Origin of the sequence: Saccharomonospora amisosensis, assembly GCF_011761185.1 — a bacterium.
GTDB classification, from domain to species: domain Bacteria; phylum Actinomycetota; class Actinomycetes; order Mycobacteriales; family Pseudonocardiaceae; genus Saccharomonospora_A; species Saccharomonospora_A amisosensis.
In genome coordinates, this window is record NZ_JAAOYM010000001.1 from 1,581,098 (window position 1) to 1,595,764 (window position 14,667).

The following is a 14,667-nucleotide window of genomic DNA, read 5'->3' on the forward strand; positions in this document are numbered from 1 at the left end:
TATGGGTTACCAGGCAAAGCTTCGGGTGTGGCGCGGTGACGACGGTGCGGGCGAGTTGCACGACTTCACCGTCGAGGCCAACGACGGCGAGGTCGTGCTCGACCTCATCCACCGACTACAGGCGACCCAGGCTCCGGATCTCGCTGTCCGCTGGAACTGCAAGGCGGGCAAGTGCGGTTCCTGCTCCGCGGAGGTCAACGGCAGGCCGAGGCTGCTGTGTATGACGCGGATGTCGATGTTCGAGGAGGACGACGTCATCACGGTCACGCCGATGCGCACGTTCCCGGTGATCCGGGATCTGGTGTGCGACGTGTCGTTCAACTACACCAAGGCCATGGAGATCCCGGCGTTCACCCCGCCTGCGGATCTGGGCCCGGGTGAGTACCGAATGCAGCAGGTCGACGTGGAGCGCTCGCAGGAGTTTCGCAAGTGCATCGAGTGCTTCCTGTGCCAGAACGTCTGCCACGTGATCAGGGACCACGAGGAGAACAAGCCGGCGTTCGCGGGCCCGCGCTATCTGATGCGGATCGCCGAGTTGGAGATGCACCCACTCGATGTCGCCGACCGGCGTAACGAGGCACAGACCGAGCACGGTCTCGGTTACTGCAACATCACCAAGTGCTGCACCGAGGTGTGCCCGGAGAACATCCACATCACCGACAACGCGCTGATTCCGATGAAGGAACGGGTCGCCGACCGTCGCTACGACCCGATCGTCTGGCTGGGCAACAAACTGTTCCGCCGCGGCGAGCGCGACGCAGGCGCCTGATCGGCGGCGCTGCGGTTCGCCAATGCCCGGGCACGGGCGAACCGCAGCGCCGGGTACGCGTTACGCGCCCGCCCTGCCCGTCTCGGACATCGCCGCCTCTTCCGCCTTCTTCGAAACCGCCTTCTTGCCCCGGCTGAGCCTGCGCTCCAGGTAGACGGCGAACTTGCTGAGCAGGTAGTTCACCGCGATGAACAGCACAGCGATGATCAGGTACGTCTGAATCGGGTTGTGCAGGTTCTGCACGATGATGCCGGCCGTGTTGACGGTCTCCTCGAAGGAGATGATGAAGCCGAGCGAGGTGTCCTTGAGCACGACAACCAGCTGGCTGATCAGCGCGGGCAGCATCACCCGGAATGCCTGTGGCAGCAGCACCGACCCGAGGACCTGGGAACGCCGCAGCCCGATCGACTCCGCGGCTTCGCGTTGGCCGACGGGCAGCGAGTTGATGCCCGCCCGCACGATCTCGGCGATGATCACCGAGTTGTAGGCGGTGAGGCCGATGACCAGGTACCACAGCGTGGGCAAATCGACACCGAACTGGGGTAGCACCCTGGCGGCGAAGAAGATCGCTATCACGACCGGGATACCGCGCAGCAGTTCGATCACTCCGACGATCGCCCAGCGATACCAGGCGGCGGCGGTGATCCGGCTCAGTGCCAGCAGCGTGCCGATCACCAGGGAGAACGCCATGGACAGTGCCGCGGCGAGCACCGTGTTGGCCGCGGCCTCACCGATCAGGTTCCAGACCGCGGTGAAGTTGTCGTCGGTCGGGTCGAGCCAGGGTGACCACAGCTCCGCGTCGAACTGACCCTGCTCCGCGAGTCGAAGCACGACCAGCGCCACCACAGCGAGAATCGCGATGCCGGCGACGACACTGCCGATCGCCGTGCGCCGCCTGCTGCGCGGGCCGGGTGCGTCGTAGAGGACGCTGCTCACCGGGCGATCGCCACCTTCCGCTCCAACCAGCCGAGCAGCAGTCCGCCCGGGATCGTTATCACCAGATAGCCGAGTGCCACACCCGCCAGTACCGGCAGCGCGGCCTTGCCCTGCGCGGACGACAGTTGCTGCCCGACCGCGAACAGGTCACCACCGACACCGAAGGCGCCGACGATGGCGGAGTTCTTGATCATCGCGATGATCACGCTGCCCAGTGGTGGCACGACGCTGCGCACGGCCTGCGGCATGATCACGTAGGACAGCGACTGGCCGAAGTTCAACCCGACCGCCCTGGCCGCCTCCGCCTGGCCGGGCGAGACCGAGTTGATTCCGCTTCGGACGGCCTCGCAGACGAAGGCCGAGGTGTAGAGCACGAGTCCGGTGACGCCGAACCAGAAGTACGCACCGTTGATGCCGACCTCGGGCAACCCGAACGCGCAGAAGAACAACACGATGGTCAGCGGGGTGTTGCGGAACACCGTGACCCAGGAGGTGCCCACCCAGCGCAGCGGTGCCACAGGCGACACCCGGAATCCGCCGAGGATCGTGCCGAGTACCAGCGACCCGACGAGGCCGTAGGCGCAGATCTGCAGGGTCTTCAGCAGGCCTTCCGCGTACAGCGGAAGGTTGTCGATGATGACGTCCACGTGGTCTCCCAACCCGAAGCCGGGGCGCCCGCCATCCGGCGAGCGCCCCGACGTGAGCTACTCGCCTCAGGCGCAGGTGCCCAGCTCAGGCAGTTCGGGAGTGGTTTCGGCCACCGTTCCGGCGGTTTCCTCCCATGCCTTCTTGTAGCTGCCGTCCTCGGCGGACTTGCGCAGCGTGTCGTGGATGAACTCGCAGAACTTGGTGTCGCCCTTCTTGACGCCGATGCCGTAGGGCTCCTCGGTGAAGGGCTTGCCCACCAGCTTGAACTGGTCCTTGTTCTCCGAGACCAGGCCGAGCAGGATCACGTTGTCCGTGGTGACGGCGTCGACCTGGCCGTTGCGCAGCGCGTCGGCGCACTTGGAGTACACGTCGAACAGCACGAGCTGTTCCTTGTCGACGTACTTCAGGATCTCCTCGGACGGGGTCGAGCCGGTCACCGAGCACACCTTGGCGTTGGCGGACTTCAGCGACTCCGGACCGGTGATCGCGTTGTTGTCCTTCTTGACCATAAGGTCCTGGCCGGCCTGGTAGTACGGACCGGCGAAGGTGACGCGCTTGGCCCGCTCGTCGTTGATCGTGTAGGTGGCGATGACGAAGTCCACCTTGCCCTGCTCGATGACCTCCTCACGGGTCGCCGAGGGCGTCTCCACCCAGTTGATTTTGTCGGCGGAGATGCCGAGTTCGGCCGCGATGATCTTGGCGACCTCCACGTCGAAGCCCTGCATCGAGCCGTCGAGGCCCTTGAGGCCGAACAGCGGCTGGTCGAACTTCGTGCCGACCGTCACCGTCCCGGCCTGGTTCAGCTTGGCCATGGTCGTGCCGGACTCGAACTTGGCCTCCTGGTTCACCGACGGGCTGGACTCGCCGGAGTTGTTGTCGGAGCCGCCACCGCATGCGGCGAGCGCGAGGCTAGCCGCGGCCATGACTGCGCCTGCGCGCAGGACTTTGCTCAACCGCATCTGTTGTGCATCCCTTCCAACTGCTCCACTTGTTAGTGGGTCAGGATCTTGCCAAGGAAGTCCTTGGCTCGCTCGGATTTCGGGTCGGTGAAGAAAACCTCGGGTGTGGAATCCTCCACGATCTCCCCGTCCGACATGAAGAGCACCCGGTGGGCGGCTCTGCGGGCGAAGCCCATCTCGTGGGTGACGACCAGCATGGTCATGCCCTCGTCGGCCAACGCCGTCATGGTGTCGAGAACCTCCTGGACCATCTCAGGGTCCAGCGCCGAGGTGGGCTCGTCGAACAGCATGACCTTGGGCCGCATCGCCAGCGCTCGCGCGATGGCGGCCCGCTGCTGCTGGCCTCCCGACAACTGGGCGGGGTACTTCTCGGCCTGGTTGGCGATGCCGACCCGGTCGAGCAGTTCCATGGCGGTCTCGCGGGCCTGCGCCGAGGAAACCTTGCGTACCTTCGTCGGCCCGAGTGTCACGTTCTCGAGGATGGTCTTGTGCGCGAAGAGGTTGAACTGCTGGAACACCATGCCGACGTCCGCGCGCAGCGCCGCGAGCGCCTTGCCCTCCTCCGGCAGCGGCTTGCCGTCGACGGCGATCTCACCGGAGTCGATCGGCTCGAGCCGGTTGATCGCCCGGCACAGTGTGGACTTGCCCGATCCCGACGGCCCGAGTACCACCACGACCTGGCCCTTCGGTACCTCGATCGTGATGTCCTTCAGCACGTGCAGATCGCCGAAGTGCTTGTTCACCGCCTTCGCGCTGATCATTGGTGGCGCGGTCGGCGTGGTGCTCATCTGACCTCCATCACGGCGAGCTGCTCGGCGTTCGGGGTACTGCGGCGGCAGTAACCCCGGATTTAACACCCTGGAGCCGACCGCGTGCGGCAGTTGCACCAAAACGCAACCTTTGTGACCGCTCGGCGGGCCACACCACACCCTCCTCGGGCCGTGCTGCCTGGTGTGCCCGGCGACTTTAGCCCACCCGACCCCAAAGCGGCCACGGTGAGGGCAGGCGAGCGGTTGACCTACCCTGGTAACCGATGAGCGGCGCAGGCGTTGGCAGGACCTTCGAGATTCGCACCTTCGGGTGCCAGATGAACGTGCACGACTCCGAGCGGCTGGCGGGCCAGCTGGAGAGCGCGGGGTACGTGCCCGCCGCCGACGGCGACGACCCGGACGTGATCGTGCTGAACACCTGCGCCGTTCGGGAGAACGCCGACAACAAGCTGTACGGCCATCTCGGTCACCTTCGGCCTCGCAAGAGCGCCAAGCCCGACCTGCAGATCGCGGTCGGTGGCTGCCTGGCGCAGAAGGATCGTGGGGAGATCGTGAAGCGGGCACCCTGGGTGGACGTGGTCTTCGGCACCCACAACATCGGCGCGCTGCCCGCACTGCTGGACCGTGCTCGGCACAACGCGCAAGCCCAGGTGGAGATCCTGGAGTCGCTGGAGACCTTTCCTTCCACGCTGCCCGCCCGACGGGAGTCGGCCTACTCGGGCTGGGTCTCGATCTCCGTCGGCTGTAACAACACCTGCACGTTCTGCATCGTCCCCTCGCTGCGGGGCAAGGAGCGTGACCGGCGGCCGGGTGAGGTGCTCGCCGAGGTGGAGGCGCTCGTCGCCGAGGGGGTGCTGGAGGTGACCCTGCTGGGGCAGAACGTCAACTCCTACGGCGTGGAGTTCGGCGACCGGTTCGCCTTCGGCAAGCTGTTGCGCTCCTGCGGTTCGGTGGCAGGCCTGGAGCGGGTCCGGTTCACCTCGCCACACCCGGCGGCGTTCACCGACGACGTGATCGACGCGATGGCGCAGACACCCAACGTTTGCCACCAGCTGCACATGCCGCTGCAGTCGGGCTCGGACCGGGTGCTGAAGCTGATGCGCCGCTCCTACCGGGCTTCGCGGTTTCTGTCCATCTTGGACAAGGTGCGCGCCGCGATGCCGGACGCCGCGATCACCACGGACATCATCGTGGGCTTTCCGGGCGAGACCGAGGAGGACTTCGAGGAAACGCTGGAGGTGGTCAGGCAGGCTCGCTTCTCGAGCGCGTTCACCTTCCAGTACTCCAAGCGGCCCGGCACGCCCGCGGCCGAGCTGGACGGCCAGGTGCCGAAGGAGGTCGTGCGCAGGCGCTACGACCGCCTGGTCGCGCTGCAGGAGGAGATCTCCTGGGAGGAGAACCGCAAGCTCGTCGGAAGCACGGTCGAGCTGCTGGTGGCGGCAGGCGAGGGCCGAAAGGACGCGCGGACTCACCGGATGAGCGGCAGGGCACGGGACGGCAGGCTGGTGCACTTCACTCCGACCGGTCCGGCTGTCGAGGGGAACGTGCGTCCCGGTGACGTCGTCGAGACGACAGTGACTTACGCGGCTCCGCACCACCTGGTGGCGGACGGTGAGCTGCTGTCCCACCGCAGGACGAGGGCGGGCGACAACGCCGAGGAAGGTGTGCGGCCCAAGACCGGCGGCGTGGGCCTCGGCCTTCCGTCGTTCGGGGTGCCGCGACCGGTTCAGGCCGCGCCGGAAGGATGTGGGTTGTGAACGAGTCCAGGTACGGCGACGGCAGCGGCAACGGCAACGGCACCGACGAGAACATCGACCGGCTGGCCGCCGACGTGAACGCCGCCGTCGGCAAGGCGGTCAGGACCGTGGAGTTGGGCCGCCGCGGCTTCGGCATCTCGGTGGCGGTGTTCGCGCTCATCGTCGGCCTGCTGCTGCCTTGGGTGGACGGCCACGTGGGCTGGCAGGTCCTGGCGGGGGAGGCGGGCGCGGTTCCGCGGCTGTTCGCGGCCACCGCGACGGCGTTCGGCGTACTCGCCTCCGCGCTCGCGCTGATCACGCGCCGCTGGTGGTTGACGTGGGTGTGCGCGGTCGGCGGCTGGTTCGCCGTCGTGGACGGGTTGCTCGCGATCTGGTCGCAGCAGTCGTCCTCGGCCACCGGGGCAGCGGGCGAGGGTCCTGGTGCGGGACTAATCATCGCGGCGATCGCGATGGTTGTGGTCGCGGCGCAGTGGATGCGCGTGGCCTGGTCACGCCACTGATGCCGGCTGCTGATTCCGGGTCGCCGAGTCGAGCCCGCCGCGAGTAGCAGGGGTAGACCGGCGAAGTCGAAAGATGTTATCGACATCACAGTGCCCACGAGGCATACTGGCTACGACATACAGTATGCAAAATGGGGTGGATCAATGTCGCGATCGGCTGGTACTTCCCCGGTCAAAGAGATCCGTGATTTCTACGGTCGCCGGTACCGGGTCGGCGAGACGGATCGTGAACTGCTCGGTCGGTCCAGGGCGTGGATGCTCTGGGCCGCCTGGGCCGCGATGCTGGTGGCCAGCGCGGGCCAGTACGGCTACGGAGCGCTGATGCCCGTGCTGGGCAACACCCACGGCTGGAGCCTGCAGCAGAGCGCGTGGGTGCTGGCCGTGTGGATCCTGTGCCAGAGCGGCAGCGTCTATCCGGCCGCCAGGGCGCGGGGCAGGCTGGGGCTTCCCCCCGCCGCCACGATGTTGACCGGTGCGGCGCTGTGCGCCACCGGGCTCATCACGCTCGGCGGGTCAAGCAGCGTAGTCGTGGTGCTGCTCAACCACGGCGTGCTCGGCGGCATCGGCGCGGGACTCATCTACGGCACCTGCCTCGGCGTGGTCGCCAAGTGGTACCCGGAGCGCCCGGCACGCACGGCGTTCGTCAGCGGCGCCTTCGCCTACGGCTCGATTCCGTTCGTGCTGTTGGCGGGGCGGTTCGCCGGGACCGGTTCGACGCGGACCTTCCTCTGGCTGGCGGGCGTCGCGGTGATCGTGCTGGTCGGTGCCGCTGCCATGATCCTGCGTGACCCGCCGAAGCGCTGGTGGCCCGCACACGTCGACCCGCGTGCCTGGGCGCTGGACAAGACGGTCAACCCGGGACTTCGGCGCAACCGGCCCGCGATCCGGTTCTACTCGGCCCGGGAGATCGTCCGTTGCAGGGAGTCCGGTCTGCTCTACCTGGCGGTGACGTGCGCGGCGGCGGTGATCCTGTTCGACATCGCCTACGTCTCGGTGTTCGCGACAGCGAGTGGCTGGAGTCCCGCCTTCGGTGCGGCCGCGCTGGCCGTGCTCGCGGCGGCCAGCGGAGTGACGAGGACGGCCGAGGGCTGGGCCGGTGACCGGTTCGGACGGCGCAACGTGGTGCGCGCCGCGCTCTACACGGGCGCCGCCGCCCAGGTACTGCTGCTGACCGGTGGTTCGCACGGCCTAGCCACGCTGTTCCTCGCAGGGGCGGCGGCCTCGGGTGCGGCGGCCGGCGCCTGCTACGGGTTGCTGCCCGGGCTGGTGGAGGGCCACTTCGGGGAGCGGCCGGGGCTGCCGAACTTCGGCTTGTTCTACGGGGCCAAGGCGGTCGGCGGGCTGATCGGGGTGGCGCTGGCCGGGCATGTCGTCGCTGCCGACGGCTATCAGGGCGTCTTCCTCGGTGCCGCTGTGCTCGGCCTCGCCGGTGCCGGGCTGGTGCGGGTGTTGCGCCAGCCCGGGCGGCCAAGGCTGCTGCTGCCGGGAGTCGCGCGACCGTTGCTGTCTCGCTGACTCGCTCGTGGCTCACCGATTGACGAAGTTCTGGCCGGTCGATCCGCTGGATCGACCGGCCAGAACTGTTTCGTGCTCGCTCGCACCGAGGGGGCCGGATGTTCATGGTCCGAAATGGACCATGAACAACACCGGACCGGACCGCCGCCGTGTTCAGAGTGTCTTGTAGAGCTCGCGTGCGTGTTCGGCGGTTTCGGTGGGTGTTTTGCCGACTTTGACGCCTGCGGTTTCGAGGGCTTGTTGTTTGGCGTGGGCGGTGCCTGCGGAGCCGGAGATGATGGCGCCTGCGTGGCCCATGGTTTTGCCTTCGGGGGCGGTGAAGCCTGCGACGTAGCCGACGACGGGTTTGGTGATGTGGTCGCGGATGTAGTCGGCGGCGCGTTCTTCGGCGTCGCCGCCGATTTCGCCGATCATGACGATGAGGTCGGTGTCGGGGTCGTCCTGGAAGGCTTGCAGGGCGTCGATGTGGGTGGTGCCGATGATGGGGTCGCCGCCGATGCCGATGCAGGTGGAGAACCCGATGTCGCGTAGTTCGTACATCATCTGGTAGGTGAGGGTGCCGGATTTGGACACCAGTCCGATGCGGCCGGGCCCGGTGATGTCGGCGGGGATGATGCCGGCGTTGGACTGGCCGGGGGAGATGATGCCGGGGCAGTTGGGTCCGATGATGCGGGTTTTGTTGCCGCTGGCGCAGGCGTGGGCCCACATCACGGCGGTGTCGTGCACGGGGATGCCCTCGGTGATGACCACGACCAGGCCGATCCCGGCGTCGATGGCCTCGATGACGGCGTCCTTGGCGAAGCGGGGCGGCACGAACACCACCGACACGGTCGCCCCGGTCTCGGCCATCGCCTCGGCGACCGTGCCGTACACGCTCAACTCGCTGCCGCCGATGGCGACCCGCTGCCCGGCCTTGCGGGCGTTGACCCCGCCCACGATCCGCGACCCGGCCGCCACCATCTTCGTGGCGTGCTTGGTGCCCTCCGACCCGGTCAAACCCTGCACGATGATCCGGGAATCACTGTTCAAAAAGATCGCCATGATGCCTGCTCACACCCTCGCCGCGGCCAGTCGCGCGGCCTCATCAGCCGCGGAATCCATCGTGTCCACCACCGTCACCAACGGGTGCGCCGCCTGCGCCAGAATGCGCCGCCCCTGCTCCACATTGTTGCCGTCCAACCGCACCACCAACGGCTTGGACGCCTCATCACCCAGCATCGCCAACGCCTCCACAATCCCCGACGCCACCGCATCACACGCGGTGATCCCCCCGAACACATTCACAAACACACTGGCCACATCCGGATCCCCCAACACCACATCCAAACCCGCGGCCATCACCTCCGCCGACGCACCCCCACCAATATCCAAAAAGTTCGCCGGAGCCACCCCACCATGCCGCTGCCCCGCATACGCCACCACATCCAACGTCGACATCACCAACCCCGCACCATTACCGATGATGCCCACCTGCCCATCCAACTTCACATAATTCAACCCCTTGGCCTTCGCCTTGGCCTCCAACGGATCCTCCGCGGCCACATCCACCAACCCCGCATGCTCCGGATGCCGAAACGCCGCATTGTCATCCACACTCACCTTGCCGTCCAACGCCACAATCCCATCACCGGGATCACGCACCAACGGATTGACCTCCACCAACAACGCATCCTCAGCCACAAACGTCTCCCACAACGCCACCACCACCTCCGCGGCACGCTCCACCACCGCCCCCGGAAAACCCGCCGCCACCACAATCTCGCGAGCCCGATCCACATCCACCCCCACCAACGGATCCACCGGCACCCGCACCAACGCCTCCGGACGCTCCACCGCCAACTGCTCGATCTCCACCCCACCCTCAGCCGACGCCATCGCCAAAAACGTCCGATTCGCCCGATCCACCAAAAACGAAAAGTAATACTCCTCCGCAATCTCCGACGCCTCAGCCACCAACACCCGACGCGTCACATGCCCCTTAATCTCCAACCCCAAAATCGCCCGAGCACACTCCACCGCCTCACCCGGACCCCCAGCCAACCGCACCCCACCAGCCTTACCCCGACCCCCCACCTTCACCTGAGCCTTCACCACAACACGACCACCCAACCCCTCAGCAACCCCAAACGCATCCTCCGCCACATCCACCACAGCCCCAGCCAACACCGGAACACCATGCGCAGCGAAAAGATCCCTCGCCTGATACTCATACAAATCCACGACTTCACCCCTTCCTGGTCCGGGAATGTCGGCTCTGAGAATACAGTATTCTGTATGCACGACACCAGGTTTGCCGGGTGCGCGGATCGTCAACCCGAGGGCAGCCGGGACAACTGGAGACTGGGATCTACGTCACTCCCTGTAGTGACAGGTATCACCAGGCCGGGTTCTTCTGTTCATTGTATGCTGTAGGCAGTCGACCAATTAGCCGACAACACGTGGCTGTAAGCGACATGCCATACCGGCCACGATGGCCGTCCGACTTTTGGAGTAAACCATGCCGTCGACCGAGTTGCCGCAGCAGCTGACTGCTCGCCGGATCGACCGGCCCGTGCCGCTGCGCGAGCGGGTCTATCAGGCGATGCAGGAGCTCATCATCTCCCGGCAGCTCGCACCCGGCCAGCACCTGGTGGAAAGCGAGCTCGCCGAGATGCTAGGGGTGTCACGGCAGCCCATCCGCGAGGCGCTGCAGCTGTTGAACTCCGAGGGATGGGTCGACCTGCGGCCTGGTTACGGAGCGTTCGTACACGCGCCGACCGAGGCGGAAGTGGACCAGCTGCTCGTCGTACGGGCGGCCCTGGAATCGGAATCGGCCAGGCTGGCCGCGCTGCACGCCGAACCGGAAGGGGTCGCCGCGCTGCGCAAGATCTGCGAGCAGGGCGAGACCGCCGTGAAGGCCGACGACATCGACGCGATGGTGGCGGCCAACGCCGAGCTGCATCGCCGCGTCACGGAACTGTCCGGCAACCAGGTGCTGCTGGACTTCGTGGCGCAGGTGGACCGGCGGGTGCGGTGGTACTACACGCCGATCGCGAGGCACAGGGGCAGCCAGTCCTGGCAGGAGCACGCCAGGCTGATCGACGCGATCGAGAACAAGGACGCCGAACTCGCCGCCCGCGTCATGCGCGAGCACACCGAGCGCACCCGGCAGTCCTACCTCGAGCAGCGTGAGAGCAACCCCGAGCCCGAGGTGCGGCCTGCGCAGGTGCGCTCGCGCCGACGCCGCTCGGCGCCCCGCGTCTGACGGCGGGCGCTTACCACAACGGACCAGCGGTACCGCGATCTCGCGGTGACCGGGTGATTGACGACGCCCAATGAAGGAGGTGATGAGTGATGCGTACCTGGAACAAGTTCGTGCGGGCGCTGACGCGTGAGCCGGTCGGGCTCAACGCCGACGGCCGCAGGCTGGGTCTTGGCCTGGCCACCGCGCAGGACAAGTCCCGGCAGCAGGCCACCGCGGAGGTCGAGAACTTCCTGCGGCGGCGTGCCACCGAGCACGACCACAGCACGACACTGTCCTGACTGCTGGGAAGCTGCCAACGGTGTCAGCTTCTCAGTCAGCCTGGGCCGCGGCCGTGTCCGAGGTGTCCGGCTCGTCGAGTTTCGCCTTGAGCTCGCGGGATCGATCCCTGCGGACCTTGACGAGGCTGGCGACCGTGGTGATCGCGAGGGTGCCGAGGATGACCCCGAGAGAGACCAGAATGGGAACCTCCGGCGCCCACGACACCCCGTGGTGATGCAGTGTCTCCGAAATCAGCTTCAGTCCGATGAAGCCGAGCACGACGGCCAGTCCGGTGCTGAGATACACCAGCCGGTCGAGCAGGCCACCGATCAGGAAGAACAGCTGGCGCAAACCCATCAGCGCGAACGCGTTCGCGGTGAACACCAGGTACGGCTCCTTGGTGAGGCCGAAGATCGCGGGAATGGAGTCGAGCGCGAACAGCAGGTCGGTCGTACCGATCGCGATCATCACGATCAGCATGGGTGTGACCAGCCTGCGGCCGTTGACCCGGGTGGTCATCGCGGCGCCGTCGTAGGTGTCGGTCGCGGGCAGGAACCGCTTGGCCAGCCGCAGGACGGCGTTCTCCTTGAACTCGTCGTCCTCGTCCTCGGAATGCGCCAGCAGCTTCCATGCCGTGTAGAGCAGGAACGCGCCGAAGACGTAGAACAGCCAGTCGAACCGGGCGATCGCCTCGGCACCGACGGCGATGAAGGCGCCTCGCATCAGCAGCGCGATCACGATGCCGATCAGCAGTACCTTCTGCCGGTACTCCCTGGGCACCGCGAAGCTGGTCATGATGATGACGAACACGAACAGGTTGTCAACCGAGAGCGAGTACTCGGTGATCCAGCCCGCGAAGAACTCACCACCGTACTGAGGACCTGCCACCGCGAGCACCCCGACGCCGAACAGCGCGGCGAGCGAGACGTAGCAGCAGACCCAGATCGTGCACTCGCGCAGCGACGGGTGCCGAGGATTGCGCGAGACCAGGTAGAAGTCGAAGCAGATCATCGCGGTCAGGCCGGCGATGGTTACCAGCCAGACCCATGCGGGAAGGTTCAACGTCGCCCCAATCTGAGCAGGAGTCAGCGACCCTTCGGTGGCCACTCATGCGCCGTCGCATCGAGTGGCCACCGAACGGCCACCGATGGCCGAGGGTGGCGATGGTCAGCGTTGCGTGGCTCGGCTGCGGTCGCGGTTGGCCCTCCGTGCCTCGCGGGCCTGGTAGACCTGCTTGGCGTGTTCGGCATAGGCACGGTAGACCAGCGCGGCGTCGGTGTTGTGGTCGGCCACCTTTCGCCACCAGCGCGGCGCGAGCCGCTCGTGCAGCCACAGGAAGCCGATCGCGAAACCGGCGCTCACCAGTGCCTGGTAAGCGAGGAATCCGAGCGGGTCCTCCGGCAACCTGGCGTTGCCCGTCAGCAGCAACCAGGTGAGCATCTCGTGCACCAGCCTGGCGATCGGGAACGCGATGAGCCAGTACAGCGCCATCGGCGCGAACGCCCCGATCCGGACCTTGCGGTACGCGGCGAGCAGTCCGTACCCGGCACCCAGCAGGCCGAGCGGGATACCGAGCGAGATGGTGCTCACCAGTGCCCAGCCGGCGGGCTGGCCGACGATGCCGGCCAGCCCGCCGGCGACCACGCCGGCGATGAAACCCACGACGAACCCGGGGAAGGCGAGCTCGCCGATCCGAAGCAGGCGGGTCGTGTCCATGTCAGCTCACGACCACGCCGAACCGCAGCAGGCTGTAGAACAGCATGCCGAGGTAGAACACCGCACCGAACCCGATGATGGCGTTGGTCCACCACTTGGGCCGGATCGGTTTCGGCAGCATCCTGTTGTTCACCAGCAGCAACACCACGCAGTAGGCGCCCATCGCGAAGGTGGACAGGAACGCGAGGATGTCGAGCACGCCGCTGGGACCGTCGGCAGGCCCGAACAGCAGGATGAGGATGCCGAAGATGATCACGCCCCAGAGGAACGCGGCATACAGGTGGGCCATCTTGAACTTCCGGGCACCGGGCACGAAGAAGTACGTCATGTCCGCCTGCCCGCGGGAGAACGAGTCGAACAGGCCGAGCGTGGCGTTCAACCCGATCAGCGCGATGAAGCCGAAGAACAACCCGCCGAGGATCGGCCCGCCCGCCGCGCTGAACGCATCCGACATCGCGCTCAGTGCCGCGTCGCGGTCCCCGCCCTCGATCAGGCCCTTCACGTCCGGGTTCTCCCTTGCCGCGGCCTGGGCGAGCACGGTGAACGAGATCGTCACCAGCATCGTGATGCCCCAGAAGAGCAGCAGGGCGTCGAAGGTCACCCAGCGGCGCCAGCCCTTCCACTTCTTCAGCTCGTCTGGGTCGCTGGTGTCGAACATGTACCCGTGCGCGGGGATCTTCTCCTCCTCGCCCGCGTGCCGCAGCCCGCGGATCTGGGGGATGTGCGAACCCATGCCGGCCCCGCTGTCGCGAAGGTGCAGCGTGTACCACATCTGCTGCATGCCGGAAGGACCCGCGAAGGCGATCGAGCCGACCACGATCGGGAACCACGAGCTCGACAACGCCTCGGTGGGGAAGTAGCCGAACGCGAACATCCCGGTGATCGTGCTCGCCAGGTCGTCCCAGCTGCCCACGATCGACGCGATGATCGCGGTGCCGATCACCAGAACGCCGATGAGGAACGAAAGCACGTTCTCCAGCAGGTTGTAGATGACCCGTGCCAGCGTGAAGATGACTCCGACGAGCACCAGTGCCACGCACGCCGTCACGATCCAGGGTATTCCTGTGATCTCCTCGAAAGCGGCCGCACCCGCCGAAAGGTGGCCAGGCCAGATATATACGAGTATCGCCACCGCGAAGAAGAACCACATCAGTGGTTTGAACACCCTCGCGGCGCCGGTGAAGATGCTCTCGCCGGTGGCCATGGCATACCGGGCCATCTCCAGCATGACTACGGCCTGGAGCGTGACGCCGATCAGGAACAGCCACCTGATCTCCGGGCCGAAGACCAGTACCAGCCTCGGCCACATATAGGACTCGCCCATGCCGACGCCCAGCGCGACGAGGAAGACCGTCGGGCCGAGCAGATGGATGGCTGGCGGGGCGTCGGGCAGCTTGCGAATCGGCATGGGATCGAGCCGACCGGCTCGCCACACCCGTTCATCTCCGCCCGCCTCGATACCGGTATCTCCGGTGCCGGAGGCGGGTACTTTCGAAGAATCCACCATTGGACCTCCAGTTTTTTGCGATGTGGCTGCCCCCTGCTGACTTGCGGTGTGGTCGGCTGTGGGTGTCCGGCGGGAGAGGACGTCGCCG

At 66.6% G+C, this 14,667-nt stretch carries 15 protein-coding genes; 6 read left to right on the forward strand and 9 right to left on the reverse strand.

Annotated features, from left to right (window positions below; translation table 11 throughout):
* Position 1: 1 nt before the first annotated feature.
* On the forward strand, positions 2-769 hold the full coding sequence (locus FHU38_RS07700) for a succinate dehydrogenase/fumarate reductase iron-sulfur subunit (protein WP_167168211.1): 768 nt from the start codon (positions 2-4) through the stop codon (positions 767-769).
* Positions 770-829: 60 nt separating this feature from the next.
* Here the strand turns inward: FHU38_RS07700 and FHU38_RS07705 are convergent, their stop codons facing one another.
* The 4 genes from FHU38_RS07705 to FHU38_RS07720 form a co-directional block, all read right to left on the reverse strand.
* On the reverse strand, positions 830-1,705 hold the full coding sequence (locus FHU38_RS07705) for an amino acid ABC transporter permease (protein ID WP_167168214.1): 876 nt from the start codon (positions 1,703-1,705) through the stop codon (positions 830-832).
* Positions 1,702-2,352 carry an amino acid ABC transporter permease gene (locus FHU38_RS07710; protein ID WP_167168217.1) on the reverse strand — a complete coding sequence of 217 codons (651 nt, stop codon included), beginning with the start codon at positions 2,350-2,352 and terminating at the stop codon, positions 1,702-1,704. The genes FHU38_RS07705 and FHU38_RS07710 overlap by 4 nt, the downstream gene beginning before the upstream one ends.
* 66 nt (positions 2,353-2,418) lie before the next feature.
* A complete protein-coding gene (locus tag FHU38_RS07715) occupies positions 2,419-3,276 on the reverse strand; it encodes a glutamate ABC transporter substrate-binding protein (protein WP_243852211.1) in 858 nt (285 codons plus the stop codon).
* 68 nt (positions 3,277-3,344) lie between these two features.
* Positions 3,345-4,100 carry an amino acid ABC transporter ATP-binding protein gene (locus FHU38_RS07720; RefSeq protein ID WP_390623245.1) on the reverse strand — a complete coding sequence of 252 codons (756 nt, stop codon included), beginning with the start codon at positions 4,098-4,100 and terminating at the stop codon, positions 3,345-3,347.
* 245 nt (positions 4,101-4,345) lie between these two features.
* Here FHU38_RS07720 and miaB point away from each other — a divergent pair, with 245 nt between their 5' ends.
* The 3 genes from miaB to FHU38_RS07735 all read left to right on the forward strand — a co-directional run bounded on the left by miaB (position 4,346) and on the right by FHU38_RS07735 (position 7,854).
* Positions 4,346-5,839, forward strand: coding sequence for a tRNA (N6-isopentenyl adenosine(37)-C2)-methylthiotransferase MiaB (gene miaB, locus FHU38_RS07725; RefSeq protein ID WP_167168223.1), 1,494 nt, complete (start codon positions 4,346-4,348; stop codon positions 5,837-5,839).
* The gene (locus FHU38_RS07730) at positions 5,836-6,339 is read left to right on the forward strand and encodes an Rv2732c family membrane protein (RefSeq protein WP_390623246.1); all 504 of its coding nucleotides are present in this window, start codon (positions 5,836-5,838) and stop codon (positions 6,337-6,339) included. Before miaB ends, FHU38_RS07730 begins: the two co-directional genes overlap by 4 nt.
* Positions 6,340-6,483: 144 nt before the next feature.
* Positions 6,484-7,854, forward strand: a complete 1,371-nt coding sequence (locus FHU38_RS07735; protein WP_167168229.1) for an MFS transporter — start codon at positions 6,484-6,486, stop codon at positions 7,852-7,854.
* Positions 7,855-8,007: 153 nt separating this feature from the next.
* Here FHU38_RS07735 and sucD read toward each other — a convergent pair whose 3' ends face one another.
* Complete coding sequence (sucD, locus tag FHU38_RS07740) at positions 8,008-8,895, reverse strand: succinate--CoA ligase subunit alpha (RefSeq protein ID WP_167168232.1); 888 nt, start codon at positions 8,893-8,895, stop codon at positions 8,008-8,010.
* Between the two features lie 9 nt (positions 8,896-8,904).
* Positions 8,905-10,074 (reverse strand): ADP-forming succinate--CoA ligase subunit beta, encoded by a 1,170-nt coding sequence (gene sucC / locus FHU38_RS07745; protein ID WP_167168235.1) that lies wholly within the window; start codon positions 10,072-10,074, stop codon positions 8,905-8,907.
* Positions 10,075-10,351: 277 nt separating this feature from the next.
* Between sucC and FHU38_RS07750 the strand changes: the two genes are divergently transcribed.
* A complete protein-coding gene (locus FHU38_RS07750; protein WP_167168239.1) occupies positions 10,352-11,098 on the forward strand; it encodes a GntR family transcriptional regulator in 747 nt (248 codons plus the stop codon).
* Positions 11,099-11,187: 89 nt separating this feature from the next.
* Complete coding sequence (locus FHU38_RS07755; protein ID WP_167175732.1) at positions 11,188-11,376, forward strand: hypothetical protein; 189 nt, start codon at positions 11,188-11,190, stop codon at positions 11,374-11,376.
* A gap of 31 nt (positions 11,377-11,407) precedes the next feature.
* Here FHU38_RS07755 and FHU38_RS07760 read toward each other — a convergent pair whose 3' ends face one another.
* The 3 genes from FHU38_RS07760 to FHU38_RS07770 are packed head-to-tail and all read right to left on the reverse strand — an operon-like array spanning position 11,408 to position 14,579.
* Positions 11,408-12,463 (reverse strand): TerC family protein, encoded by a 1,056-nt coding sequence (locus FHU38_RS07760; protein ID WP_313886689.1) that lies wholly within the window; start codon positions 12,461-12,463, stop codon positions 11,408-11,410.
* 60 nt (positions 12,464-12,523) lie between these two features.
* Positions 12,524-13,072, reverse strand: coding sequence for a hypothetical protein (locus tag FHU38_RS07765; RefSeq protein ID WP_167168246.1), 549 nt, complete (start codon positions 13,070-13,072; stop codon positions 12,524-12,526).
* Between the two features lies 1 nt (position 13,073).
* Positions 13,074-14,579 carry an Nramp family divalent metal transporter gene (locus FHU38_RS07770; RefSeq protein ID WP_208415589.1) on the reverse strand — a complete coding sequence of 502 codons (1,506 nt, stop codon included), beginning with the start codon at positions 14,577-14,579 and terminating at the stop codon, positions 13,074-13,076.
* Positions 14,580-14,667: the final 88 nt, after the last annotated feature.

Coding starts and splice junctions, on each gene's coding strand:
- FHU38_RS07700 (WP_167168211.1), top strand. CDS start 2: ATGGGTTACCAGGCAAAGCTTCGGGTGTGGCGCGGTGACGACGGTGCG.
- FHU38_RS07715 (WP_243852211.1), bottom strand. CDS start 3,276: ATGGCCGCGGCTAGCCTCGCGCTCGCCGCATGCGGTGGCGGCTCCGAC.
- FHU38_RS07720 (WP_390623245.1), bottom strand. CDS start 4,100: ATGAGCACCACGCCGACCGCGCCACCAATGATCAGCGCGAAGGCGGTG.
- miaB (WP_167168223.1), top strand. CDS start 4,346: ATGAGCGGCGCAGGCGTTGGCAGGACCTTCGAGATTCGCACCTTCGGG.
- FHU38_RS07735 (WP_167168229.1), top strand. CDS start 6,484: ATGTCGCGATCGGCTGGTACTTCCCCGGTCAAAGAGATCCGTGATTTC.
- sucD (WP_167168232.1), bottom strand. CDS start 8,895: ATGGCGATCTTTTTGAACAGTGATTCCCGGATCATCGTGCAGGGTTTG.
- FHU38_RS07750 (WP_167168239.1), top strand. CDS start 10,352: ATGCCGTCGACCGAGTTGCCGCAGCAGCTGACTGCTCGCCGGATCGAC.
- FHU38_RS07755 (WP_167175732.1), top strand. CDS start 11,188: ATGCGTACCTGGAACAAGTTCGTGCGGGCGCTGACGCGTGAGCCGGTC.
- FHU38_RS07765 (WP_167168246.1), bottom strand. CDS start 13,072: ATGGACACGACCCGCCTGCTTCGGATCGGCGAGCTCGCCTTCCCCGGG.
- FHU38_RS07770 (WP_208415589.1), bottom strand. CDS start 14,579: ATGGTGGATTCTTCGAAAGTACCCGCCTCCGGCACCGGAGATACCGGT.